The organism is Flavobacterium glycogeni (assembly GCF_048286775.1).
Classification (GTDB): domain Bacteria; phylum Bacteroidota; class Bacteroidia; order Flavobacteriales; family Flavobacteriaceae; genus Flavobacterium.
The window spans coordinates 1-25,558 of sequence record NZ_JBLVPV010000011.1; the positions used below are offsets into that span (position 1 = coordinate 1).

The 25,558-nt window shown below is 32.7% G+C and carries 23 protein-coding genes; all 23 read left to right on the forward strand.

What is annotated here, in order from left to right; all coding sequences use genetic code 11:
* Positions 1-441: 441 nt before the first annotated feature.
* The 23 genes from ACNQGX_RS10320 to ACNQGX_RS10430 all read left to right on the forward strand — a co-directional run bounded on the left by ACNQGX_RS10320 (position 442) and on the right by ACNQGX_RS10430 (position 25,516).
* Entirely contained in the window at positions 442-1,461 is a 1,020-nt protein-coding gene (locus ACNQGX_RS10320; protein WP_417975957.1) for a PDDEXK nuclease domain-containing protein, read from the forward strand.
* Between the two features lie 405 nt (positions 1,462-1,866).
* On the forward strand, positions 1,867-2,394 hold the full coding sequence (locus ACNQGX_RS10325) for a GNAT family N-acetyltransferase (protein ID WP_417975959.1): 528 nt from the start codon (positions 1,867-1,869) through the stop codon (positions 2,392-2,394).
* A 64-nt stretch (positions 2,395-2,458) separates the two neighbouring features.
* A complete protein-coding gene (locus ACNQGX_RS10330) occupies positions 2,459-3,247 on the forward strand; it encodes a PhzF family phenazine biosynthesis protein (RefSeq protein ID WP_417975961.1) in 789 nt (262 codons plus the stop codon).
* Positions 3,248-3,449: 202 nt separating this feature from the next.
* On the forward strand, positions 3,450-4,742 hold the full coding sequence (locus tag ACNQGX_RS10335; RefSeq protein ID WP_417975963.1) for a DUF2268 domain-containing putative Zn-dependent protease: 1,293 nt from the start codon (positions 3,450-3,452) through the stop codon (positions 4,740-4,742).
* A gap of 520 nt (positions 4,743-5,262) precedes the next feature.
* Positions 5,263-5,835, forward strand: a complete 573-nt coding sequence (locus ACNQGX_RS10340) for a helix-turn-helix domain-containing protein (RefSeq protein WP_417975965.1) — start codon at positions 5,263-5,265, stop codon at positions 5,833-5,835.
* Positions 5,836-5,944: 109 nt separating this feature from the next.
* Positions 5,945-7,423 carry a serine hydrolase gene (locus ACNQGX_RS10345; protein WP_417975967.1) on the forward strand — a complete coding sequence of 493 codons (1,479 nt, stop codon included), beginning with the start codon at positions 5,945-5,947 and terminating at the stop codon, positions 7,421-7,423.
* Between the two features lie 332 nt (positions 7,424-7,755).
* On the forward strand, positions 7,756-8,658 hold the full coding sequence (locus tag ACNQGX_RS10350; RefSeq protein WP_417975969.1) for a cation diffusion facilitator family transporter: 903 nt from the start codon (positions 7,756-7,758) through the stop codon (positions 8,656-8,658).
* Positions 8,659-9,047: 389 nt separating this feature from the next.
* Entirely contained in the window at positions 9,048-9,494 is a 447-nt protein-coding gene (locus ACNQGX_RS10355; RefSeq protein WP_417975970.1) for a GNAT family N-acetyltransferase, read from the forward strand.
* A 7-nt stretch (positions 9,495-9,501) separates the two neighbouring features.
* The gene (locus tag ACNQGX_RS10360; RefSeq protein WP_417975972.1) at positions 9,502-9,792 is read left to right on the forward strand and encodes a DUF1272 domain-containing protein; all 291 of its coding nucleotides are present in this window, start codon (positions 9,502-9,504) and stop codon (positions 9,790-9,792) included.
* Positions 9,793-9,966: 174 nt separating this feature from the next.
* Positions 9,967-10,428 (forward strand): GNAT family N-acetyltransferase, encoded by a 462-nt coding sequence (locus ACNQGX_RS10365; protein ID WP_417975974.1) that lies wholly within the window; start codon positions 9,967-9,969, stop codon positions 10,426-10,428.
* A 98-nt stretch (positions 10,429-10,526) separates the two neighbouring features.
* A complete protein-coding gene (locus tag ACNQGX_RS10370; protein WP_417975976.1) occupies positions 10,527-11,174 on the forward strand; it encodes a DUF7010 family protein in 648 nt (215 codons plus the stop codon).
* Positions 11,175-11,390: 216 nt separating this feature from the next.
* The gene (locus ACNQGX_RS10375; RefSeq protein ID WP_417975979.1) at positions 11,391-12,530 is read left to right on the forward strand and encodes a helix-turn-helix domain-containing protein; all 1,140 of its coding nucleotides are present in this window, start codon (positions 11,391-11,393) and stop codon (positions 12,528-12,530) included.
* A gap of 153 nt (positions 12,531-12,683) precedes the next feature.
* The gene (locus tag ACNQGX_RS10380; RefSeq protein ID WP_417975981.1) at positions 12,684-14,153 is read left to right on the forward strand and encodes a serine hydrolase domain-containing protein; all 1,470 of its coding nucleotides are present in this window, start codon (positions 12,684-12,686) and stop codon (positions 14,151-14,153) included.
* Between the two features lie 67 nt (positions 14,154-14,220).
* The gene (locus tag ACNQGX_RS10385; RefSeq protein ID WP_417975984.1) at positions 14,221-15,210 is read left to right on the forward strand and encodes an alpha/beta fold hydrolase; all 990 of its coding nucleotides are present in this window, start codon (positions 14,221-14,223) and stop codon (positions 15,208-15,210) included.
* Positions 15,211-16,736: 1,526 nt separating this feature from the next.
* Positions 16,737-17,606, forward strand: a complete 870-nt coding sequence (locus ACNQGX_RS10390) for an ABC transporter permease (RefSeq protein ID WP_417975986.1) — start codon at positions 16,737-16,739, stop codon at positions 17,604-17,606.
* A 105-nt stretch (positions 17,607-17,711) separates the two neighbouring features.
* Complete coding sequence (locus ACNQGX_RS10395; RefSeq protein ID WP_417975989.1) at positions 17,712-19,007, forward strand: ABC transporter ATP-binding protein; 1,296 nt, start codon at positions 17,712-17,714, stop codon at positions 19,005-19,007.
* 10 nt (positions 19,008-19,017) lie between these two features.
* Positions 19,018-19,881, forward strand: a complete 864-nt coding sequence (locus tag ACNQGX_RS10400; protein ID WP_417975991.1) for a class I SAM-dependent methyltransferase — start codon at positions 19,018-19,020, stop codon at positions 19,879-19,881.
* A complete protein-coding gene (locus ACNQGX_RS10405; RefSeq protein WP_417975993.1) occupies positions 19,869-20,954 on the forward strand; it encodes a glycosyltransferase WbsX family protein in 1,086 nt (361 codons plus the stop codon). The genes ACNQGX_RS10400 and ACNQGX_RS10405 overlap by 13 nt, the downstream gene beginning before the upstream one ends.
* Entirely contained in the window at positions 20,955-21,851 is an 897-nt protein-coding gene (locus ACNQGX_RS10410; protein WP_417975995.1) for a glycosyltransferase family A protein, read from the forward strand. It begins immediately after the preceding gene.
* The gene (locus tag ACNQGX_RS10415; RefSeq protein WP_417975997.1) at positions 21,848-22,702 is read left to right on the forward strand and encodes a glycosyltransferase family 2 protein; all 855 of its coding nucleotides are present in this window, start codon (positions 21,848-21,850) and stop codon (positions 22,700-22,702) included. Before ACNQGX_RS10410 ends, ACNQGX_RS10415 begins: the two co-directional genes overlap by 4 nt.
* 4 nt (positions 22,703-22,706) lie before the next feature.
* Positions 22,707-23,486 carry a glycosyltransferase family 2 protein gene (locus ACNQGX_RS10420; RefSeq protein ID WP_417975999.1) on the forward strand — a complete coding sequence of 260 codons (780 nt, stop codon included), beginning with the start codon at positions 22,707-22,709 and terminating at the stop codon, positions 23,484-23,486.
* 77 nt (positions 23,487-23,563) lie between these two features.
* Complete coding sequence (locus ACNQGX_RS10425) at positions 23,564-24,469, forward strand: IS1595 family transposase (RefSeq protein WP_417976001.1); 906 nt, start codon at positions 23,564-23,566, stop codon at positions 24,467-24,469.
* A 24-nt stretch (positions 24,470-24,493) separates the two neighbouring features.
* Entirely contained in the window at positions 24,494-25,516 is a 1,023-nt protein-coding gene (locus ACNQGX_RS10430; RefSeq protein ID WP_417976003.1) for an acyltransferase family protein, read from the forward strand.
* Positions 25,517-25,558 lie beyond the last annotated feature (42 nt).

Sequence of the window (25,558 nt, forward strand, 5' to 3'; positions counted from 1 at the left end):
TGAATAGCCATTATTTAAAACTAACTCAACACATTCTTTCTTAAATGCATAATCATATTTTGATTTTCTTTCCATAAAAATACCCCAAATAGTGTCTAACTTTTTGGGGGCAGTGCATTTAAACCTTTTTAAGCGAGGTTTTAAAACAGGAAAAATAAATCCCATAGTTTTCTGAATTTTAAGTTTGCCTTCTATAACTTAAAAGCGGAGTTTAATACTTCCGCTAATCGAATGCCCGCTTTGTAGATTTGTGATTGCGATAGGGATTACATTGGAAAAGATGCTGTGTGATACATTCCGTTGTTTTTTACTATGTTTGTATATGTTACTGGATTCTAATGTTTTCTTGTTAGAATTGGTTTCTCTTCAATAAAAGACTCTGTAACTAAATCCAAAAGAAGTATAATAATTTTTTAGTACAAATGCTCAAGAAATAATAGTATGGCAGGAAAAATAAATGAGATAACAATTATTGAAACCGATTTACTCAACGAGTTATCTCTACTTGTGGAACAAAGCCAGCAGCAAGTTATTGTTCAAAATAATAGTGTTTTAACGTTGCTTTTTTGGCAAATTGGTTTTCGTATCAATGAAACTGTACTTCAAAACAAGCGTGCTGAATACGGTAAACAAATTGTGCCGACGGTGTCGGCACAATTGGAAAACAAATACGGAAGAAATTTTGAAGAAAAAAATCTTCGACGAATGATGCAATTTGCTGAACAATTTACAGATAAGCAAATTGTCGTGACACTGTCACGACAATTGAGTTGGTCTCATTTTTTAGCAATCATACCGATCAAAAATCAAGAAGCTAAGTTATTCTACGCACACCAAGTGACCCATCAGTTAATGAGCGTTAGGGATTTGCGAAAACAAATTGCTAGCAAAACTTTTGAGCGTGCCGCAATAGCAAACATTCAAACAAATCCATCGGAAGATGATCTACAATACACATTTAAAGATCCCTATTTATTGGATTTTCTTAATTTAGGAAATGCTTATTTAGAAAAGGATTTAGAACAAGCAATATTATATGAATTAGAAAAATTTATTCTCGAACTGGGCAAAGGGTTTACGTTTGTGGAACGCCAAAAACGAATGATTATAGATGGCGAGGATTTCAATTTAGATTTGCTTTTCTACCATCGAAAATTGAAAAGATTAGTAGCCATTGAATTAAAATTAGGAAAATTCCAAGCCAAACATAAAGGTCAAATGGAGTTGTATCTCAAATGGTTAGATAAATACGAAAAACAAGAAGGAGAAAATACACCAATAGGACTAATCCTTTGTGCTGAGAGCAGCAGAGAACAAATAGAGTTACTCGAAATGCACAAAGACGGAATAATGGTTGCCGAATATTGGACAGACTTGCCTCCCAAAAAGCAATTTGAAGAAAAAATACATCTGCTTTTAACCGAAGCAAAAGAAAGAATTGAAAGAAAAAAGTTGTTGTAAAAGACAAAGACTATGCTGAATACCAAGAATATAAAGCGAAGTTTAATTGTATGGATAATTGAATGCCAGTTTTTGGGTTTGTAATTGAATTGTTATTGCACTGGGATTATATAAGAAAAGATGCTGAGAGGTGTCTTTTTTTGTTTATTATATTTTTTCTAATAATGAGGAAAACCGTAAAGAATTGTAAAAATGGTTTTGGATTTGTGTGAATTTGGTTAATCCGGATATAAGGCTTAATTTAGTCCCAAACCACTTGTAGCAGCGGGACGACGTCAAACTGTCTAAAAATCTAAAACAAGTCTCTGAGAATTGCATATAGGTCCGAATATAAAAAAATAAAATGGTGGTTATTAGACCTACTGACGTTGGTGGTAACTTTGAACAAGCATATCTAAAAAAAGAATGGCAAATATTGAAATAACAAAAGTAAAGCTAAACGAGATTGACCAATTGCAAAAAATTGGCAGACAAACGTTTCAAGAAATATTTTCAGAATCAAACTCTGAAGAGAATATGAAAAACTATTTAGAGGAAGGATTTTCTAATGAAAAACTAACCGCGGAACTTAACGTCAAAAACTCTGAATTTTATTTTGCATCGCTTGAAAATGAAGTAATTGGCTACTTAAAAATCAACTTTGGAGAATCACAAACTGAGCTCAAAGACAACAGAGCTCTTGAAATTGAACGAATATATGTGTCCAAAGAGTTTCACGGAAAAAGCGTTGGACAATTACTGTATGACAAAGCAATCCAAATAGCAAAAGAAAAAGATGTAGAATATGTTTGGTTGGGTGTTTGGGAAGAAAATCCAAGAGCAATACGTTTTTATAAGAAAAATGGTTTCGTTGAGTTTGACAAACACATTTTTAAAATGGGAGATGACGAGCAAACAGATATAATGATGAAACTGCAATTGACACACATGTGAGAAAGTAGGCTATTGCCATAATACTAAGCCCTATTTGTTAACAGTAATTTAAAAGAACAACACAATGAAACTTAATCTTTATCAAATAGACGCATTTACAGACAAGACCTTTGGTGGAAATCCAGCTTGTGTCGTGCCTCTGGAAAAGTGGCTAACAGATGACATCTTATTGGAAATAGCGAAAGAAAATGCAGTTGCCGAAACAGCTTTTTTCGTAGACAAGGGCGACAAAATACACTTACGTTGGTTTACACCTGAAATTGAAATGGATCTATGTGGTCATGCTACTCTTGCAACAGCACATTGCTTAAAGGAAATTCTCAACTACAAAAGCGATAAAATTGTTTTTGAAACATTAAGTGGCGACTTAACCGTCTTGGTTGATAAGGCACTTTACAAAATGGATTTTCCTTCGAGAATGCCATCATTAGACACTTTACCAAAAACTATTGAAAATTCACTGAATATTAAACCCAAAGAAGTTTTTAAGTCCAGAGACTATGTTTTGGTTTATGACAACGAAACTGAAGTTAGAAATATTAAAATTGACAGGCAGTTTTTTGACCAAATAAATCTTGACCCAGGTGGTGTAATTGTGACAGCAATAGGTGACAACTGTGATTTTGTTTCAAGATTCTTTACTCCTCAAGCATCCATTCTGGAAGACCCTGTAACAGGTTCAGCCCATTGTTCTTTAATTCCATTTTGGGCGGCAAGACTTAATAAAAAAGAACTTTATGCACTTCAAGTTTCAGAACGAATAGGAAAACTCTTTTGTGAAGACAAGGGCGACCGTGTTATGATTAGTGGACGAGCAAAAACCTATTCTATCGGAAACTTGTGGACAGAATAAAAAGTAGCAAGGGTTTCGTTGCGTGCGCAGCACGAATAATGAAACCCGTGTTGAACGGAACAGAAGCAGGTAAAAAGTATTTAATTATAGTTTAAATCCTATATATTTACTTTATAATCAATAAAATAAAGTTCGTTTGGAGGTTTTTATCCCGACGCTTCGGGAGAACTGACTTTGTGTGACATACTAAAAACAGAGAATTATGAAAATACTAAAAATTTTAATTCTTTTATTTCTTCCATCATTATGTTTCAGCCAAAAAATTATTACTGATGATATAAGTAATTTTTGGAATGCGTATGACAAAATAGTTTTAGAGAAAGACTCATTGAAACAATTAGACTTAATCAAAACCTTATACATAGATAAAGGGACTCCTGGGCTAAATGGCATTATGAGAGCAAGAAGGTATTCAGCAGATGGATACATTTATGCTATAAATAATTATCCCAAGTTTTGGACTTCTGTTCGTAATAATACGTTGAAATCGAATCAATTCTCAAAAGAAATACAAGCAGGTATAGAAAAGCTAAAGGTAATTTATCCGAATTTAAAACCTGTGAATATTTATTTTGAAATAGGTGTTTTAAGAACTGGAGGAACTACAATTGACGGTATGTCTTTGATAGGGAGTGAGATTGCTTTGACAGATTCAACTATAATAACCAGCGAATTTGACCAACAATACCCACATTTGAGAAACTACTTTAATACCAATCCAATCAATAACGTTGTTTTTCTCAATATTCACGAGTATATTCACACACAACAAAAAGAAACGATTGGTACTACACTTCTATCGCAGACTATAATGGAGGGAGTTGCTGAATTTTTGGCAGAAATCGTATTGGAAACGAAATCTCCAAATCCACAAATTGAATATGGTTACAAAAACGAAGAGAGAATAAAACGTGAATTCGAAAAGGAAATGTTTTCACCTAACATTTATAATTGGATTATGAACAGCCTAGAGAATCAATTTGGAATGCGAGATTTAGGCTACTTTGTTGGTTATGCAATTTGTAAGAAATATTATGAAGCCTGTAATGACAAAAAAACGGCAGTCAAAGAAATGATTGAATTGGACTATAACAACGAAAAAGAACTAATTAAGTTTGTAGAGAAAACGGATTATTTTGATAAACCATTAGCCTATTATAAAAATGAACTTGATAAAATATCTCCCAAAATTGCTTCCATAAAACCATTCAAAAACGGCAGTAAAAAAGTAGAAGCAGGAGTAATTCAACTCTCCATAACTTTCTCCCAAGAAATGAATCCAAATTTTAGAAGTTTTGATTATGGTCCTTTGGGTAATGAATATTTATATAAGTTTAGAAAAATAATTGGTTGGAGCAACAATAACAAAATCTTCACTTTTGAAGTAGAAGTTGAACCCAATCGTCATTATCAATTCGTAATAGGCAGTTCTTTTAGAAATATTCAAGACATCAGGCTTAAACCTTATTTAGTTGAGTTTAAAACAAGAGAGTGATAAGTACTTCACACAACAGCAGTTTCGCTAAATTTGGGATTAATACTTGTCAAAAACGGAGTTTTTGATTTCATGGTAAAAGAGGAAATCTCAATTCCTTATAAAATTTTCGTTTTACCCCGAGCCTATAGGGAACCGAAAATCTAGAAGTTGTGTCATAAAGATACTACGATTTTCATTTTGCCCCTGGCCTAAAGGGATTTAGTGAAAAGTGAAAAGTGAGAAGGAAGTTTTATGAGCATTTGTGGAATAGGAGTTATAATGATAGTTGGAAGAGTAGGGGGAAGAGGTCAAAAAGATGCTGATGAGGTGTCTTTTTTTGTTTTATAATGAAGGATAAAATGTAAGCCTCATAGAGTGTTCTGACTTTTTGCCATTAGCTTTTTACCCTCCAAAAGGATGCAACAAATAAAAAGTACGTTTGATGATTTGTAATAAAAAAACTATATATTAGCTAAACAATAAATAAGCCATTTTATGGCTGGTATATACAAGTTAGCGGTAATTTTAAAACCACAGAATGTCAAAATTAAAAAGTATAAGAGAATTACAAAATCTGACTCAAGAAGAATTATCTGAAAAATCAGGGGTTTCGGTAAGAACAATTCAGCGAATTGAATCAGGAAAAGAGCCAAAAGGGTATACACTTCGAGTTTTGGCAAAAGCATTAGAAGTAGAAGAAGACGAATTGGTTTACAAAGAATCTGAACAAGAAAAAGCCGAGATTGTTGAAGAAAAAGAAGTATCCAAAGAAGCGGTTTTGATTAACTATTCCTCACTAAAATTAATCAACCTTTCCTCAATTCCATTTATCGTAATTCCGCCACTGAACATCCTCGTTCCGCTTGTTCTGATGCTGACGATGAAACAAAAAAATATCTTAACAAAGCAACTCATTTCTGTTCAAATACTTTGGACGATAATTGCACCCATCGTGTTTATGTTAGGCATTTTTTTAAAGCTCGGCAACAAGTTTACCCTAATCATTATGATACTAATTGTTTTATCTAATGTATTTATTGTCCTTCGGAATGCAATAGAAATAGATAGAAATAAAAAACTTCGTTACAGGCTGAATTTCAGTCTGATATAAAAATTTGTCGGGATTTTGTCAGGTTATTGTCGGGGAGCTTTTTAGGATAGAAAAGATGAGTTTCTAACCTTTGCTAAAAAAAATAATTAGAGCAAAACAAAATTTCGTTATGACAAAAAAGATTCTCTTAAGCTTCATCATCGCCATCATTTTTAGTGCAAACAGCAAAGCACAGGTTGACAAAAATTCAGACCTCTATAAAACCATTCTTTCTAAAGACAGTTTGCTTTTTAATGTAGGTTTTAACACTTGCGACATCTCTCAATTTGAAAATTTGTTGAGTAATAATTTAAAATTCTATCACGACAAAGACGGAGTTTCTGATAAAACAAAATTTCTTTTCGACTTAAAAAATGGACTTTGTAAAAGTCCAGAAACTCGCCAAGTAAAACGATTTTTAGTAAAAGAAAGTACCGAAATTTTTCCGCTTTATAAAAATGGAATTCTTTACGGTGCAGTTCATAATGGAGAACACCTATTTTCTGAAAAACGGGAAAGCCAACCCGGAATTGCGAAGTTCACCAACGTTTGGCAATTGGAAAACGGCAAATGGAAATTGGCGAGCTCATTTAGTTTCGACCATCAAGCCTATGAAAATAAAAAAACAGAAAATCCAATTTTTGATAACGATGTTGAAATTGAGAAGTGGTTGAAACAAAACAACGTTCCAACACTTGGATTAGGAATTATTGAAAATGGTAAACTACAACAAGTAAAAGTTTTTGGGGAAATTACAAAAGGTGTATCTGCACCTCACAATACTATTTTTAATGTTGCTTCTTTAACAAAACCCGTAACCGCAATGGCAGCATTGAAGTTAGTAAGTTTAGGAAAATGGAATTTGGACGAGCCTCTTCATAAATATTGGATTGACCCCGACATTGCCAACGACTCTCGAAATAAAAAATTGACAACAAGGCTAATTTTAAGCCACCAAACAGGTTTTCCGAATTGGCGAGGAAATAATGATGATGAAAAACTCAATTTTCTTTTTGACCCAGGAACAAATTACCAATATTCAGGCGAAGGATTTGAATATCTCAGAGAAGCATTGGAGAAAAAATTTAAAAAATCCTTACAGCAATTAGCTGATGAACTTATTTTTCAACCACTAAAAATGGATGATACAAGATATGTTTGGGACAAAAATGTGGACACCACAAGACTTGCCATTGGTTATAACAAAGACGGAAATGCTTATGAAACTGTAAAAAACAAAACACCCAATGCCGCCGATGATTTAATGACGACCATTGAAGATTACGGAAAATTTTTGGTAAGTGTAATGAACAGCGATGGACTGATAACAAAAGTATTTGATGAAATGATTGCACCTCAGGTTGCAAGTACAAGAGGGAAACATTTTGGTTTAGGTTTTGAAATTTATGATTTAGGAAATGGAGAATATGCTTTGTCGCACGGTGGTTCAGACAAAGGCGTTCAAACCATTGCGTTTATTTTCCCTAAAACAAAACAAGGACTTTTGATTTTTACTAATTCTGATACAGGCGCAAGTGTTTATGAAAACTTGGTAAAACATTATTTAGGAGAAAACGGACAAAAAATATTTGACATCGAAACGAAATAAAAAAACTACCGCTAACAGCAAGGGTTCGTTGCGTGTGTAGCACGAACAATCAAAACTGTATTGAACGGAACTGGTGATAGTTTTAAAAAGTATTTTAATTGTAGTTCAAATAATCCCATATATTTACCTTTTAATTAGTTAAATTTAGATTCGTTTGGAGGTTTTTATCCCGACGCTTCGGGAGAACTGATGTTATGTGCAATAGCAAAAATAACAGAATTAATGTATTAAGAGTAAACACACAGGAATGATATAGGCTCCAGACAAAAGACCAAAGAAATAACACTTGTCGGGAAAGCCTGTTAAATTGACGGTGGCATTTTTATCATACTATGAAACAAATTTCTTCAGGTAAAGCAGTATGGACATCCTTCTTGGTAGACTTTGGGGATATCGTCCTCAATGTGGTAGTGATGATTGTAACGGGAAGTGTTGTGATGCTTGCCGAAGCGTTCGAAGGATTATCTGATCTGGTGGCTTCCGGCCTTCTGCTTATAGGGCTTGGTATTGCCAGGCGAAGACCCAACAAAAAACATCCGTTTGGCTATGGTAAAGCACTCTTTTTCTGGACACTGATCTCCGCGATTGTCATACTTGTTTTCGGAGCGAGCTTATCCATTTTTTTTGGGGTACAGCGATTACTTTATCCTGAAGAAGTAGAAAAGATTGTGTGGGCCTTTGCTGCCCTGTGTATTTCCATTATCACCAATGGCTATGCTTTATCATTGAGCTCGCGCAGGCTACTGGGAAAGGAAAAATTTACGAAATTGTTTCGCATATTTTTATCAACAACGCATGTTGAGAGCAAGAATACCTTCATTCTTGATTTTGCCGGTACGTTTTCAGCTATTGTGGGACTCCTATCTCTCAGCCTGTATCAGTTGGTAGGCATCCAATATTTTGATGCGATAGGAGCCATACTGATCGGGATTCTTGCTGCTGCTTCATCCTTGCTGCTGATATGGGGAGTAAAAGATTACCTTATAGGCAAAACTGCTTCGGAAGATATAGAGCAGAGTATCAAACAAGCAGCTCTTAAGATCACCGAGGTTGATAGCATTATTTCTTTGGATACGATGTACCTTGGCAGCGAGAAGCTCCTAGTCCACCTTGATATCCATTTACGTCACAGCGTGAATAACGATTCAGGAGAGATAGTGGAAAAAATCAAACAATCTGTTCAAAAGGCAGTGCCAATTGTTTATTCTATTCAAATAGAAACACAAGCACGTTAATCCTCTTTTTTATTATGAGATGAAAAGAAGAGAATGGGGAAGATCAACAACTAAAAAAATATTAAGGGGCCAATAAAGTAGGGTGAGATGGAGCAACCAAATGAAGCATTATAAAACTAAAGCTTTGCGCCGCATTTTTAATTTAAATGACCACAAACTTTTAAAACAATATCTAAAAGCATTGGCTTTGTGTTTTGGGGTTCGAATTGTTTTCTTTTAAAAACCATCACGCAACTTTTTACAGAAAGAATTTCGATTGTAGTTTAAATCCCATATATTTACTTTCTAATTAACAAAATTGAGTTCGTTTGGAGGTTTTTATCCCGACGCTTCGAGAGAACTGACGTTGGCAACAAGCAGAAACAAGCATCCGTACCAATAAGAAACATATGAAAATACGAAAAATAGAACTAAATGACATTAAGAATTTATCCAAGCTTTTTAATGACTACCGAATTTTCTATGAAATGGAATCTGACTTGGAAGGGTCAGAGAAATTCCTGCTTGAAAGAATTAAAAACAAGGAATCCGAGATTTTTGTAGCTGAGAATCCAGAAAACAACTTAATTGGTTTTGTTCAAATGTATCCAATTTTCTCATCGACAAGGATGAAAAGACTTTGGCTTTTGAATGATTTATTTGTTGTTAAAAATCACAGAGGACTTGGCGTTTCGGTTTTGTTAATCAATAAAGCAAAAGAACTTTGCATAGAAACCAATTCTTGTGGAATAGTTTTAGAAACTGCAAAATCAAACGATGTTGGAAACAAACTATATCCAAAAGCTGGATTTTCAATGGACTTAGATCATAATTATTATTCGTGGAATAACAAATAAAGAAAGAATGTTAGAAATTAGACCTATTTGTGAACATTGCGCAAAATCTTTACCAAACGAAAGTAAAGAAGCAATGATTTGTACTTTTGAATGTACTTATTGTAAGGATTGTGTAGACAATCTCTTAGAAAATGTTTGCCCAAATTGCGGAGGTGGATTTGAGAAAAGACCAATTAGACCGAAAGAATTGCTACTGAAATATCCATCCAAAATGGAACCTCTACTTAAGCCAGTTAATTTAATTGAGTTTGAAGTTTTGAAGAGTAAAAACAAGGATTTAGAACCCAACAAACGATAATGCCAGCCGCCAACAGCAGTTTGGGTAGATTGAGGATTTAGTGGAATTAGCGTTTTTAATCGTATTTCGTTTAGTCGAAAATACGCTGTCATTAACTCCCCAGCCACGCCAAGCGCAGAACGTTAGTGGCAAGCATGCCGCACGAGACGGAATAAGCATCGAGAAAACTATATTATGGATATTGAAATCAAAAAAATTAATTCCTCAGAAAATGAAATCGTAATTGAACTATTTGATAAATATCGAATATTTTACAAACAACCTTCGGATATTGAGCTTGCAAAAACATATATAAAAGAATGTTTAGAACAAAATGAAGCACAAATCTATGTTGCGTTCGTAAAGGAAAATCCAAAGCCAATAGGTTTTACTCTGTTGTATCCAAAATTTTCTTCAGTTTCCGCTAAAAAGAATTGGCATATTGGAGATTTATATGTTGAAATAGACCAAAGAAAAAAAGGTATTGGAAAAAAATTGTTAAATACAGCTTTAAATTTTGCGAAAAATGATGGAGCAAATTTCATTTCATTAAACACTGCAATTGATAATTATTCTGCACAAAAAATTTATGAAAACTTTGGTTTTGTAAAGCAAGAACATTTGCCAGGATATTTATATTATCAATTTAATATCTAAAATTAATGCCAAAGTCCCGTGTCTTTGCGAAATTTGGGCTTTAAGGCTTAAAATAATGGCGATTTTGTATTTGTAAACTTTCTCTTAAATTTATATATTTGGCTAATCGTTTCCCAAACTTAGCAAAGACACGGGACGTTCCAGCAAGCAAAAAACAAGCTCAAAAATCTAACGCAATTATGACAAATAAAAATTTAAATATCGGTAATTTACAAGATGCTCAAGGTGATATGAGAGATGGCTACGGCTACGGCTCAATCGGTGTTTTTGTTTCAGGGATAGTTTGGGTATTTTCGAGCTTAATTGTGAATTACCATTCATCACAAAAAGGGATCTGGACTTTAATTATTGGAGGAATGTTCATCTTTCCAATGGCAACATTAATTGGAAAACTAATAGGTATTAAAGGAGGACATAATAAGAATAACCCTCTTGGAAAACTTGCAATGGAAGGTACAATATGGATGATTATGTGTATTCCGTTAGCTTATGGTTTGTCGCTGATTAAAGTAGAATGGTTTTTTCAAGGAATGTTGATGATAATTGCTGGACGATACCTGACCTTTGCAAGTATTTACGGTATGCGCTTTTATTGGGTTTTGGGAACTATTCTGGGATTGGCAGCTTATACTCTTTTTAAAATGGAAGCAGGCAGCTTTCCCTCTGCATTGACAGGAGGTTTAATTGAAATTATATTTGGTATAGTTATTTATGGTCTTTACAGATATGACAAACAAAAAATATAGACAATTAATGGACACTCTTTGATACATAAATGGAATGAGATTAAAATGCCTGTGGGTAACACACGTTTCAATCGATTTGCGGATTTAGTGGAATTACCGTTTTTAATCATAATTCCGTTCAGCCAAAAATACCCTGGTAATAAGCCCCCAACCACGCCAAGCGGCCAAACGTTTGCAATAATTATGAACCGTAATACTACCAAAAAAAGATAAGGAATGGATAAGATTAATTTATTAATAATTGTGACAGTAATCTCCTTGTTCATTTCATTTTTTCTTGCATTTTTTCTGGTTACAGTTAAAACAAAGCACAAGACAAGTAATGCTCTTTTTGCCCTTTTTCTAATAATAACGGCAATAGATGTTAGTGAACCTTTGTTTAACTTAATGGTTGATGGTCCTTCAAATCTGGGAATGCTGAGAAGTTCATTTGCTTTCTTACAAATTCCTGTTTTTTATCTCTATGTAGTATCGGTTTGTTATTCTGATTTTAAGTTAAAACCCAAATACATCATACATCTGCTTCCATTTTTAATTGCAAATGCCATTTTATTGCCTCGTTTTTACACTGTAGATGTTGCTTCTAAAATTAATTTTATTATAAATCGTCAAAGCAGGTTAGAACTACAGTTCAATCATATTCTTATACATATTCAAATAGTTATCTATTTTATTGCCGTCTTTATGCTATTAAGAAAAGCAAAAAAACTATATCTTGAAAATTATGCAGGTACCAGTATTAATTCTTATAATTGGTTGTTTCAGTTTACGATTGTACTGACTATTTTATATTCGAATGCCATTGTAAAAAACATTTTTAAATTTTCGGATTATCCATATATCTCTGAATGGATGAAAATTGGTAGCCTAGTATTTCAGATGTTTATTGTTTGTTGGTATTTATTTAAAGCATTAAATAATCCTGGTTTATTTAGAAATATCGATTCAAAATTAAAACTTGTTTCCGATATTATTTTAGAAGAAAAAAATAGTTCGCCATTAGCTGTAAATGAAAAAGAGTACAATTCAGCATTACTGAAATTGCAGCAACATATGATAAAAGAAAAACCTTTTCTTAATCCATCAATAACTATTCAAGATATTTCTGTTGCTATTGAAATTCCTGTTCGCGACTTATCTCTTTTGATTAATCATAAATTAGAGCAGCATTTTTACGATTTTGTTAATACCTATCGTATAGAGAATGCTATGGATATTTTAAAAGATGTTACAAAAAGTAAGGTAACTATTTTAGAAATTCTATACGATGTAGGTTTTAATTCAAAATCTTCTTTTAATACGGCTTTTAAAAAACACACAGGTAACACACCGACTGCTTATCGTAAAAGTTTGTAAAACAATGTTTTGTAATTATTCGTACTTATTTTTTTAACTACTCGTACTTATTTTTTGAAACAAATGCGTTCGAATACTTCTATTCGGTCGCATAGCGTTGATTTCCTCCACATATTTGTATCGAAATAAATTTTTAACCTAAAACACGATACAATGAAAAACACTATTTATTTACTAATTCTTTTAGTAGCAATTTCGAGTTGTCAAACAAGCAATAAAGTATTGACAAAAAACAGAGACTATAGCTTTCTTACGGACAGTTTACATATTGAACAACAATTAGAAAAATACAAATTGGCAGGATTTAGCCTTGTTGTTTTTGAAAACTACGAGATTGTTTATTCCAACCAATTTGGATTGAAATCAACGAATTCTAACGAAAAGATAAATGTAAACACTGCTTTTTCTACAGCATCAATCGCCAAACCAATCACAGCACTTCTTTGTCATATTCTTGAAGAGAAAGGATTAATCAATTTAGACGATCCTATAGACAAGTACCTAAAACGCTGGCATTTGCCAAAAAGCAAGTTTACTGAAAATAACAGTCCTACTTGGAAACAATTTCTGAATCATACCGCAGGAACAACTCAGGATGGATTTGAAGATCATTATGAAGGAGAAATAATTCCAACATTAACACAAAGTCTTTTAGGACAAATACCGAGATACGATAAAGAAATTGAATTTTTGTTCACACCAGGAACCAATTGGCAATATAGCGGTGGCGGTTATACAATTATCCAAATGGCGTTAGAAGACACTTTAAATAAATCTATTGCAGCGCTTGCAGACGAACATATTTTCTCCCCTCTAGGTTTGAAAAATACAACCATGATACAGCCTAATGAAAATGGATTTCTGACCAATGTTGCTCTTGTTCACGATAAAGATGGAAAAGTGATTAAAACAGGCTTGCCCATCACGCCACAAGTTGGACCATCCGGTTTATGGTCTACACCGACCGATTTAGCTAAAATTTCTATTGAGATACAAAATGCCTTGCGTAATAAAAATAACAAAGTGATTTCTCATAATGTTGCAAAAAAAGTAACGGAAGTAAGCGTTTTAAAAAATGCTGTTGGAGGCTGGAGTTATGGATGGCAGAAGTCTTTTGGTTACAATAACTATGATTGGTTTATGTGCAACGGTTCCAATACCGGAGTCGGCGGCAATGTTGGCGCTACTATGACAGATGGAAATGGCTTTGCATTTCTTGCCAATGGCGAAAAACCCAATCGTTTTCCTGTGATGGGCAATACGCAAAGAACGATTCTGACATTAATGGACTGGGACAAAAAAACACCTAATGAAGACATTCAGGAAATTTCCTCAAGTCTAAAAGAAAAACTAATCGGAACTTATGACGATTTTCTTTATGGACAGAAAATGGAAACCAAAATAGTAGAAAAGAATAACCGTCTTTATGTAGAATCTCCGTTTTTAGAACATTATAAAGGAAAAAATGACAATGAGTTGGTGTATCTAAAAAATGGATCATTTAAAATTATAGATTATCCTAACTTGTTACAATTCGATTTCAGCGATGGAAAACCAAATGCTGTAATCTTAACAAGAGATCATCTGAATACCAAAATCCAAATCATTAATAAAGGAAAATAACTATTGTCAAGCAGCTAAACGTTGTAAATAATTTTAACAAAAATTGAAGAATTCACTAACCTAACAAATGATACGAAAAAAATTAATAGTACTTCTATTAGCACTCTTATTTCACTCTTATGAATGTAGTTCGCAAAATAAAAAAGAACTCAAGTCTGAAAATATTTCACGTAAAATTGACACGCTTCTAACACCCGAAATTGGCGGAATAAAACAGTTTGTGGAAATTAAAACAGATGATTCAAAAAAGCCAGTTCTTCTATTTTTATCTGGCGGTCCTGGAAGCTCAATGATGAAAAATGCGGACTCTTTTACAAATATTTTAAAAAATAAATTTACCATTGTTCAATGGGATCAAAGAGATGCCGGAAAAACATTGAAATTAAATCCTTCGCCAATCCAACTGTCAGTTGAGCAAATGGAAAAGGACACCTATCAAGTTATACGTTTTATAATAAAGGAGTTAAACCAAGAAAAAATATATTTATTAGGCAGTTCTTGGGGAAACGTTTTAGGCTTTTATATCGTTAAAAATCATCCTGAACTCTTATATTCTTATTTTGCTGTAAATCCTGTTATCAGTCAATTAGCGAGTGAGAAAGAATTGCTCAAAACTTTGAAAATTCATTTTAAAGAAAATTCTCTTGCCAGTCAAGAATTGGCAAGCGTAACTATTCCTTTTAAAATTGATGAAGACCTATTTTATTTAAGAAAGTGGCTTTTTTATAAAGATGGTAAAGAATATGCAACAAGTAATGATTTCAAAAACGGTTTTCTTCAATGGTTAAAAACTTGGTCGCCTGTTTGGAACGAAGTAATGACTATTGATTTACCAAAGACTTTAAAGAAAGTTGACTGTCCAGTTTATTTTTTCGTTGGCAAAAACGATATTCAAACATCGACTAAAATTACAAAAGAATATTTTGAGGAATTGAAAGCACCAAAGAAAGATTTATTTTTATTTGAAAATTCTGGACATCAAATTCATCAAGATGAATCCCAAAAGTTTCAAAATACAATAATCAAAACATTGGATACGATTAAATCTGAGAAGTAAAAACTACTTACAACAGCAAGGGTTTCGTTGCATGCGCAGCAAGAACAATGAAACCCGTGTTGAACGGATATGGAGGCAGTTTTAAAAAGAAAAATAATTGTAGTTTAAATCCCATATATTTACTTTCTAATTAACAAAATAAAGTTCGTTTGGAGGTTTTTCACAAACTGACGTTAGCGACAATGCCAACAGACGTTCGTACAATTAAAGAACTTAATGCAATAAAATTATGCTGAAATATTTTTTACTTTGGTTTCCAATGGTTTTTATTGCAATCGTAAACGGACGGCAAGGGATTTATGGTATAAAAAATATATTGATGAATTAGCAGCTCGCCAACTTTCCACTTTATCATTAATTATCTTTTTAGGGGTTTATATGTTTTTTGTTATAAAAAGATTTCCGCCTCAGTCAGTTTCACAATCGTTGTTTGTGGGATTAATTTGGTTAGTCTTAACTTTAGTTTTTGAATTTGGATTAGGATTTTATAGAGGAAATACCTTGAGTCAATTATTGGATGATTATAATATTCTAAAAGGACATATTTGGTTGTTGATTCCTATATGGATTATTTCGGCACCTTACATTTTTTTTAAAATATTACAACATTAAATCTGAAATGTCAGCGAACACAAATCTCAGACTTATAAAACTTTTTCATACCGCAATATGGGTGTTTTTCAATGTTGTTATTTTTTATCTTCTTTACGCTGTAATTGTAAATAAAATAGATAAGTGGGTTTGGATTTGTGTTTGCTTAATTTTTTTGGAAATAATAACTTTAACTATTTTTAAATCGATTTGTCCAATAACCTTGTTGGCTCGAAAATATTCGAATTCTACAAACGATAATTTTGATATCTATTTGCCAAACTGGTTAGCAAAATATAATAAGTTAATCTACACGGTAATTGTTATAATCGCAATAGGCATATTAATTTATAGATTGAGCTAAAAACACAGACAACACTGTCGCTAACAATGCATTTGCAAAATGCGGGGCAGTCTAGATTTTGAGGTGTCTTTTTTGTTTTCTAACGATACGTAATACTTGTCAATTTGGGATTAAAAGTTGTCAAAAACGGAGTTTTTGATTTCATGCTAAAAGAGTAACTCTCTATACCATATAAAATTTTCGTTTTACCCCGGCCCTAAAGGGAGCCGAAAATCTAGAACGATGTTGAAATACGATACCATTGTGTTTCTTTTTTCCTCCCTTTAGGGTTGGGGAAAGAAAAAAGAAATAAGGAGTGTGAATTTTCATTTTACCCTTGGCCTAAATGGAGTCGGAAATCATAGTTGAGATCTTTTGCGTTAAATGAATAAAAGATTATTCCAAAAAGAATTAATCTACTCCGTGATTTTAATGCAATACCTAGTGCAAAATTTTTATATTTGCTTTGTAATGATACTATTTAGTTAATAAAAAGGAAAAGGTCTCCCGTCTCTCGACTGCGCTCGAGATGACACGCTCGAGATGAAGTGCTTGAGAAGACAAAACTTAACCAGTATTTTAACATCAATCCATGAACCAACCCGAACATACCAATACCACATGGCTGTTTGAAATAACGCCAAAAAACAAATTCTTCTCGCTTAATCTTAAGGAAGTTTGGCAATATCGTGATTTGCTGATGCTTTTTGTAAAGAGAGACGTTGTGACCGTTTATAAACAAACCGTTTTAGGACCACTTTGGTATCTCATACAACCCTTATTTACCTCGATTACTTTTACTATTATTTTTAATACTGTAGCTGGAATTGATACCGGGACGGTGCCGCCTTTTTTGTTTAATTTGGCTGGAATCACGGTTTGGAATTACTTTACAGCCTGTCTCAATGGAACTTCAGATACGTTTAGAAATAATGCAGGGATTTTTGGAAAAGTGTATTTCCCTCGCATTATAGTACCGCTGTCTATTGTGGTTTCTAATTTGTTAAAATTTGGAATTCAGTTTTTTATCTTTATTGTCTTTTATATTTATTTTTACTTTCAAGGAGCTGCAGTAAGCTTAAATGGATCTATATTGTTTTTTCCTTTACTGATTGTTATGATGGGGGTTTTAGGATTGGGCTTGGGAATGTTGATTTCCTCTTTAGTAACTAAATACAGGGATTTTAGTAATCTAATCGGTTTTGGTGTGCAATTGTTGATGTATCTTTCGGCAGTAATGTATCCTATGGCATTAATCAAAGAAAAATTGCCCAGTTACGGTTGGCTTGTGGAATACAATCCGCTGGCTTATGTGATAGAAACTACGCGTTATATGTTGCTGAATGTAGGCCAGATTTCGGTATTAGGATTAGGCTATACTTTTTTGGTTACTATAGTAGTTTTTTTAGTGGGTGTGTTGATCTTTAATAAGACGGAGAAGAGTTTTATAGATACGGTTTAAAAAACAACAAAAATCAATGTCAATGTCAATGTCAAAAATCAATAGTAATAATAGCAAATTCAAAACGGACCAATTAACAGATTAACCCATAACTCATAACCTCCCTTGAAAGACATTATATTAAAAGCCGAAAACATCTCTAAGCAATACCGCTTGGGTCAAGTGGGTACTGGGACTTTGAGTCATGATTTGAACCGTTGGTGGCATCAAGTGAGAGGTAAAGAAGATCCGTATTTGAAAATTGGAGATACCAATGATCGCAGTACCAAAGGAGAGAGTGATTACGTTTGGGCACTACAAGACATTAATTTTGAAGTGGAACGTGGTGAAATTTTAGGGATTATAGGCAAAAACGGAGCGGGGAAATCTACTTTGTTAAAAATTTTATCCCGGGTTACGGCACCCACTACAGGAAGTATTAAGTTTGGGGGGCGTGTGGCTTCCTTACTCGAAGTGGGGACTGGTTTTAATGGCGAAATGACCGGTAGAGAAAACATTTTTCTAAATGGTGCCATTTTAGGCATGACCAAAAAAGAAATCACCTCAAAACTGGATGAGATTATTGATTTCTCAGGCTGTGAGCGTTACATTGATACTCCCGTAAAAAGATATAGTAGCGGTATGTATGTGCGTTTGGCTTTTGCAGTAGCCGCTTTTCTCGAGCCTGAAATTTTAATTGTTGATGAGGTTTTAGCCGTGGGTGATGCGGAGTTCCAGAAGAAAGCCATTGGGAAGATGCAGGATATTTCTAAACAAGGTGGTAGAACGGTGTTGTTCGTGAGTCACAATATGGCGGCGGTGAAGAGTTTGTGTACGAGGGGGGTTGTATTGGAGCATGGGAGGGTGATTTTTGAGGGTGGGATTGATGAGGCAATTTCCGAATACTTAAACTTAAATAATAATGTCTTATCTAAGAAAATATACAATAAAAGTGAAGCTCCTTCAAGTGAAATTGTAAGGTTGTTAGAAACCGAGGTCATAAATAAGGTATTTGAAAATAAATCAGATTATTTTATTAATGAAAAAGTAGGTGTTAAAATAAAGTTTAAGATTTTAATTGAAACGGATGATTTAGTTTTAGGTTTAAACCTTTACAATAACCAAGAAATTCATATATTAAGTTCACATCAAAAAAAACAAAACATAAATTATAAAGTTGGAATTTATCAAACTATTGTTTGGTTTCCAAATAATTTTCTATCTGAAGGATATCATTTTTGTGGAATAGCTGCTATGTCTTATAAAGGTGTCTTTAGAGTGCATTTTCATGATGTCAATAAATTTTCTTTTAATATTATTGATGAGTTTGTGGATAATACCGCCAGAGGAAGTGATTATAAAGGTAAAATTCCAGGAGTTGTAAGACCAATTTTGGATTGGGATAATGTTGTTCTTTTATAAAAATTAAAATATGAAAAATTTAGAGTTTACAGGAGAACGGTTAACTACTGGTATTGAGTCAGTTCATGGTGTTGTTGAGCATTTGCATAGATATGCAATAGCTCAAAAAATCACTAAGAATAAAGTGGTTCTGGATATAGCTTCTGGTGAGGGTTATGGCAGTTTTTTATTAAGCAAAGGAGCTACTAAAGTATATGGTGTTGATATAGACGAAAAATCAATAAATCATGCAAAAGTTAAGTATGCCTCATCAAAAAATATCGAATTTAATGTTGGTTCTACCGATGCTATACCTTTGGCTGATAAATCAGTTGATGTAGTAATTTCATTTGAAACAATAGAACATCACGATAAGCATGATTTGATGATGAAGGAAATTTCTAGGGTTCTTAAAACAGATGGTCTTTTACTTATTTCTTCTCCAGAGAAAAGTATATACACTGAAAGAGATCATAATAATCCGTATCACATTAAAGAATTGATTTTAGATGATTTCAGAGATTTGCTAAAAAGGAATTTTAAAAATGTTGAATTATTTAATCAGCGATTTGTAATAGGTTCATTAATTAATTTGATTAACCAAGATTCTATGACAAAATTTAATTTATTTGATGGGGATTATTTGCACATTAAGAATGAATTAGAGGAGGATGATTTTTATAATAAACCTTATTTTAATTTAGCCTTATGTTCAAATGTAATTAATAATGATTATTTAGATGTTGGGGTATCTTTTTTTAATGGGGTAAGCGTGGTTAAGAAAGAAATTAACGGACTTAAGTCTAAAAACGAAAATATTTTAAAATCTGAATCTTTTAAATTAGGAAATTCAATAGTTAAAAAGATAAAATTATTAAAATTTTGGAAAAAATAAAACCTATAGCCATATATCTACCTCAATTTCATCCTATCCCGGAAAATAATGAGTGGTGGGGAAAAGGATTTACCGAATGGACTAATGTAACTAAAGCCCAGTCTCGTTTTGAAGGGCATTATCAACCCCATTTGCCAGCTGATTTAGGTTTTTATGATCTTCGCTTAGAAGAAGCACGATTAGCGCAAGAGCAGTTAGCAAAAGCGTATGGAATTCATGGTTTTTGTTATTATCATTATTGGTTTAATGGTAAAAGATTGTTGTATGAACCTTTGGACAGGAAGCTTAAAAATCCTAGAGAAGACTTACCGTTTATGATGTGTTGGGCTAATGAAAATTGGACTAGAACTTGGGATGGGGATAATCATCAAGTATTGTTGCGTCAAGAATACAGTTTTGAGGATGATTTGGTACATATTGAACATTTAATTCCTTTTTTTAAAGACAAGAGATATATCAAAGTAAATGGTAAGCCCATGTTTGTAATTTATCGACCAAGATTATTTCCAGATATAGAGCAAACTATATTATTATGGAGGAATGAAGTAAAGAAAGCAGGTTTCCCCGATTTATATATTGGATTTTCTCAAAATTTTGAACATTCTTTTGCTCCCTTAGAAAAAGGATTTGATTTTGGTTTTCAATTTCAACCTAATTTTGGGAGTCAAACAGGAGGGATTGTTTATGGAGCTAGTTTATTAAAAAGAATAAAACGAAGAATTAGAAAAAAACTGGGTTTGAAATTAGAACGGTTTGATTATTACTTTGATTACGTAAATTATTCCAAAACACAAAAAAGACTTGGTTTTAAGAAAGATGTTTATCCTGGCATTACCCCTATGTGGGATAACACGGCCAGACGAAAAGAAAATCCATTTATATTGCATGATTCAACTCCTGAAAAATATAAAAATTGGCTAAGTCACATCAAAGAAAACTATCCTTGGGACACTGTTCCAGAGAAATTTTTATTCATAAATGCATGGAACGAATGGGCGGAAGGAAATCATTTGGAACCTTGTCAAAAATGGGGAACGGCTTATTTGAAAGCCACAAAAGAAATTTTAGAATAAATGCTAGCTATAGTCATCCCATACTGCAAACTCACATTTTTTGAAGCTACTTTACGGTCGTTAGCTAGTCAAACCGATCAACGATTCAAAGTTTATATTGGAGACGATGCCAGTTGGGAAGATCCATCTGATTTATTGGCTAAGTATCGAGGGAAATTTTATTTTGTCTATCATCGGTTTGAAGAGAATCTTGGAGGGGTTTCTCTTGTGAAACAATGGGATCGTTGTATTGCTTTGTCAGGAAATGAGGAATGGATTATGATTTTGGGGGATGATGATTACCTTGATAAAAATTTTATAGCGTCTTGGTATAAACATTATTATTCATTTAGTAATGATTCAAATGTAATTCGGTTTGCGACCAAAATTGTAAATGAATTATCAGTAGTTATTTCGAATACATTTCTTCACCCTGAATTTGAAACTGCTGGAGATTCTTGGTATAGGAAATTTAAAGGACAAACTAGGGGTTCCTTATCTGAATATGTCTTTTCAAAAGAACCTTACCGCCAGTTTGGATTTAAAAATTATCCCTTAGCGTGGCATAGTGATGATAGGGCTTGGTTAGATTTTTCTAGTGGAAAATCAATTTATACTATTAATGAAAGCATTGTTCATATTAGGGTGTCAAATATTAGTATATCTGGGAAACAGGATAATAAAGATTTAAAATACTTAGCGACCCTTCAGTTTTTAAAAGATCTTATTTTTGAGAAAAATCATTTTTTTAATAAAAAACAACGCCTCGACTTATTACTTAAATATGAAGTCATAATAAAAAGAAAGTTAACTCTAAAAGAATGGGGTGTAATGTTTCTGTTTTATTTAAAAAATTTTAGTGTAATGCCATTTTTTAAATTCGTTAGAAGATTTGTAATAAATATGTTCAAATTATGAAGCCATTAGTTTCTATTATTGTTCCTTGTTACAGCCAAGCAAAATATCTGAATGAATGCTTGCAATCTGTTTTAAATCAGGGTTATGCTAATTGGGAGTGTATTGTCGTTAACGATGGTAGTCCTGATAATACAGAAGCAATAGCTCGTCAATGGTGTAATTTGGATGGTCGGTTCAAATATTTATTCAAGCAGAACGGAGGTCCATCAAGTGCTAGAAATATTGGAATAAAAATTAGTGAGGGGGATTTTATCCTTCCCTTAGATGCGGATGATTGTATTAGTAGTAATTTTTTAGAAAAGGTAGTTCCAGAGTTATTAAATGATGAATCTTTGGGAATTGTTTCCTGCTATACTAAATTTTTTGCTGAGAATAATAAGAAAACGATTTCCGAATTAAAACCTAAGGGAACAGATTGGAGGTATTTATTATATGTAAATCAATTAATAGCGACTTCATTATTTCGAAAAAAATGCTGGGAAGAAGTTGGCGGGTATGACGAAACCATGAAGGAAGGCTTTGAAGATTGGGAATTTTGGATCGCTGTTACTAAACGAGGTTGGAACTATAAAGTTGTAGAAGATTTTTTATTTTTCTACAGAAAGGCAAAAAAATCAAGACAGGTAGATTCAATAATTAATCACTTTGAGACCTCTAGAGAATATATTTGTAAAAAACATAAAGAGCTTTATATTCAAGATTTTGACAATTGCATGACCGTTCTTTTTTTTGAGCTAAACCAGCACAGGATTAGCAAAATGGAGATAAAAAATTCCATCGAATATAAAATCGGAAGATTAATTACAAAGCCTTTTAAAGTTATTTCAAAACTATTTTCAATCAAAAAGTAAAGCCATGATTTCAGTAGTGATTAGAAATAAAAATCAGTCAAACGCTTTAACCTTTTTGTTGAAAAATTTAACAGAAAGGTACTCAAAAGACGTTGCAGAAATCATTATTGTCGATAATCTGTCAACAGATGATAGTAAGGCCGTAGCCGCAAAATACGGAGCACGTTTTGTACCGATTAAAAACTTTAGTTTTGGCGGCAGTGCCAATATTTGCGTTCGTGAAGCAAAACATCCTATTGTGGTAATTTTTAGTGCGCATTCGTATCCTGTGAGTCATGATTTTTTTGAATTAATTCAAAATAAATTTGAAGAGAATCCCAATTTAGCAGGTTTACGTTGTTTGCATCAGCCCAATGATTATAAAAATTACATCAATAAAGTACCCGCTAATACTGATCCAAACAAATCAGGATTAATATTCTCAGGCTCTGCTTTTAGTAGAGAAATTTGGAAGAAACATCCTTTTAAGGAGGATGTGGCTACATTTGAGGACAAGGAATGGACCACTAGAGTGTTGAAAGAAGGATATGAAATTGATTTTGTACCTTCTATTTTTTGTTATGAGATAAAGAGAACTAAGAAACAATTGTTTTTCAGATTCAAGAATGATGTGGTGGGGAATTATCAACTTTGGCATCAAGACATTAGTTTAGGTAGTGCCATTAAGGGATTTCTGTTTGGTGTTTTTCATTTGATGAAATCTTTTGTCTTAGACTTGTGGTATACGGGTTTGAGGTTTTTGTATCTAATAAAATTTATGTGTAATAAACCTAATAAATTCTAAGGAACTTAAAAAAAAATTGATTGTCCGTAATTACCAATAATTAAATTTAGTTTAATATTTTTGATAAAAAATCAGATATGAATTTATTCAGTTTTACGGCAAACTTTGAAAGTGAAGAAGCTTGCAGGCTTCATTTTAAGGAAGAAAGAGATAAGATTGGTGTTCAATGTAAGTGTGGTAGCAAAGAACATTTTTGGATAAAAAGTGTTTGGAGTTATGAGTGTAAAAAATGTAGAAGCAGAATCTCATTACGAAGTGGAACCATTATGCAAAGTTCTAATTTGTCATTTTTGATTTGGTATAAAACTATGTTTTTGATGACAGCTACAAAAAAAGGTTTTTCCAGTAAAGAAATTCAAAAACAGCTTGGATTGAAACGTAACGAACCCGTTTGGGCAATGGTTCATAAGCTACGAAAAGCAATGGGAAATAGGGATGCCCGCTATACATTGGAAGGAATGATAGAGTTTGACGAAGGTTATTTCACTGTTGAATCTTCAGAAAAAGAAAAAGAAAAAGGAGTTAGAGGTCGTGGAGCTGCGGGAAAAATAAATACAGCAATTATGGCGGAATCAACACCGCTTGAAGATATTGAAACAGGAAAAAAATCAAACCAGTGTAGATATTTTAAAGCTAAAGTTTTGACTGATCATACTGCTGAACAAATTAATGAGACTATTCAAGAATCAATTTCTGAAAGGAGTATTCTTTTGACAGATAAAAGTACATCGTATATTGATATTGCAGACTTTGTTGAGATTCATATAACAGAGAAATCTAATAAAGAAACAACAACAGAAACTTTAAAATGGGTACATATTGCAATAAGTAATGCTAAACGTAATTTTTTAGGAAATTATCACAAAATCAAAGGGAAATATCTTCAATTATATCTAAATGAGTTTGTTTATAAACTCAATCGAAGATATTTTGAAGAAAAATTATTCGATAGGCTAGTAATAGCAAGCATTACGGGGTTATGACTAAAAACGGACAATCAAAAAAAAATGAATAAAAATAATAATTTTGATTTCTTACGGTTTTTGTTTGCCCTTTTAGTAGTTATATCACATGCTTATCCTTTATCAGGAAGTAGTGAAACAAGTCAATGGATTTATCAAATTACAAATGAGCAAATTGTTTTGGCTCAAGTAGGTTTAAGTGGTTTCTTTATTATTAGTGGGTATTTTATTTTTCAAAGTTTGGAGCGAAGTAAAGGTCTTTTGGATTATTTTAAGAAAAGGGTTTTAAGATTGTTTCCTGCCTTATTTGTCGTTTTATTGTTAACGATTGTTTTAGCACCCTTTGTATATAATGGAGCAGTTCCTTTTTTTAAAAACACAGCAGTTTATTCTTATGTTTCCAATAATCTTAGTTTGTATTTTTTTCAATCCAGTATAAAAGGAATTTTTGATACGAATGCTTATCATTCCATAAATGGTTCGTTATGGACAATCAGATATGAGTTTAGTTTGTACATTGCATTATCATTGCTGTTCTTTTTTAGAAAACAAAAACAGCTAGTACTCCTGATAATTTTATTTTCTTATGTCGTTTTTATTTTTCTTTATACTTTTTATCTTGATAGGTTTAGAGGTTCGTCTTTGTTTGGGTTACAAGGATTACATGTGCTCAACTTAGGAACTTTTTTCATTGGCGGTAGTTTGTTGGCTTCGTTACAATTTGAAAGGATGGGAAACAAGAGTCTGATTTTAGGTATATCCATTTTGATTTTAGTACTGTCCCTATATTTTAATTATTATGAATGGGTAAAACACATTATTATGCCTGTTGTTGTGATGCTACTAGGTTTTATCCCTGTTTTTTTTATCCGTACTTTTGGAAAAATAGGAGATATGTCTTATGGAATTTACATCTATAGTTTTCCGATTCAACAATCATTGATGTATTTTTTTAAAATGGATACTTATGTATTAATGATTTCTTCCGTCTTGCTTTCGATGGGTTTTGGTTATGTATCTTGGCATTGGATTGAAAAAAGAGCATTAGAATATAAAAATAACATTTGAAATGAAATGTTATTGAAGTATAGTGTTTAAAATGTAAAGCAA

Coding starts and splice junctions, on each gene's coding strand:
- ACNQGX_RS10320 (WP_417975957.1), top strand. CDS start 442: ATGGCAGGAAAAATAAATGAGATAACAATTATTGAAACCGATTTACTC.
- ACNQGX_RS10325 (WP_417975959.1), top strand. CDS start 1,867: ATGGCAAATATTGAAATAACAAAAGTAAAGCTAAACGAGATTGACCAA.
- ACNQGX_RS10330 (WP_417975961.1), top strand. CDS start 2,459: ATGAAACTTAATCTTTATCAAATAGACGCATTTACAGACAAGACCTTT.
- ACNQGX_RS10335 (WP_417975963.1), top strand. CDS start 3,450: ATGAAAATACTAAAAATTTTAATTCTTTTATTTCTTCCATCATTATGT.
- ACNQGX_RS10340 (WP_417975965.1), top strand. CDS start 5,263: ATGTCAAAATTAAAAAGTATAAGAGAATTACAAAATCTGACTCAAGAA.
- ACNQGX_RS10345 (WP_417975967.1), top strand. CDS start 5,945: ATGACAAAAAAGATTCTCTTAAGCTTCATCATCGCCATCATTTTTAGT.
- ACNQGX_RS10350 (WP_417975969.1), top strand. CDS start 7,756: ATGAAACAAATTTCTTCAGGTAAAGCAGTATGGACATCCTTCTTGGTA.
- ACNQGX_RS10355 (WP_417975970.1), top strand. CDS start 9,048: ATGAAAATACGAAAAATAGAACTAAATGACATTAAGAATTTATCCAAG.
- ACNQGX_RS10360 (WP_417975972.1), top strand. CDS start 9,502: ATGTTAGAAATTAGACCTATTTGTGAACATTGCGCAAAATCTTTACCA.
- ACNQGX_RS10365 (WP_417975974.1), top strand. CDS start 9,967: ATGGATATTGAAATCAAAAAAATTAATTCCTCAGAAAATGAAATCGTA.
- ACNQGX_RS10375 (WP_417975979.1), top strand. CDS start 11,391: ATGGATAAGATTAATTTATTAATAATTGTGACAGTAATCTCCTTGTTC.
- ACNQGX_RS10380 (WP_417975981.1), top strand. CDS start 12,684: ATGAAAAACACTATTTATTTACTAATTCTTTTAGTAGCAATTTCGAGT.
- ACNQGX_RS10385 (WP_417975984.1), top strand. CDS start 14,221: ATGATACGAAAAAAATTAATAGTACTTCTATTAGCACTCTTATTTCAC.
- ACNQGX_RS10390 (WP_417975986.1), top strand. CDS start 16,737: ATGAACCAACCCGAACATACCAATACCACATGGCTGTTTGAAATAACG.
- ACNQGX_RS10400 (WP_417975991.1), top strand. CDS start 19,018: ATGAAAAATTTAGAGTTTACAGGAGAACGGTTAACTACTGGTATTGAG.
- ACNQGX_RS10410 (WP_417975995.1), top strand. CDS start 20,955: ATGCTAGCTATAGTCATCCCATACTGCAAACTCACATTTTTTGAAGCT.
- ACNQGX_RS10415 (WP_417975997.1), top strand. CDS start 21,848: ATGAAGCCATTAGTTTCTATTATTGTTCCTTGTTACAGCCAAGCAAAA.
- ACNQGX_RS10420 (WP_417975999.1), top strand. CDS start 22,707: ATGATTTCAGTAGTGATTAGAAATAAAAATCAGTCAAACGCTTTAACC.
- ACNQGX_RS10425 (WP_417976001.1), top strand. CDS start 23,564: ATGAATTTATTCAGTTTTACGGCAAACTTTGAAAGTGAAGAAGCTTGC.
- ACNQGX_RS10430 (WP_417976003.1), top strand. CDS start 24,494: ATGAATAAAAATAATAATTTTGATTTCTTACGGTTTTTGTTTGCCCTT.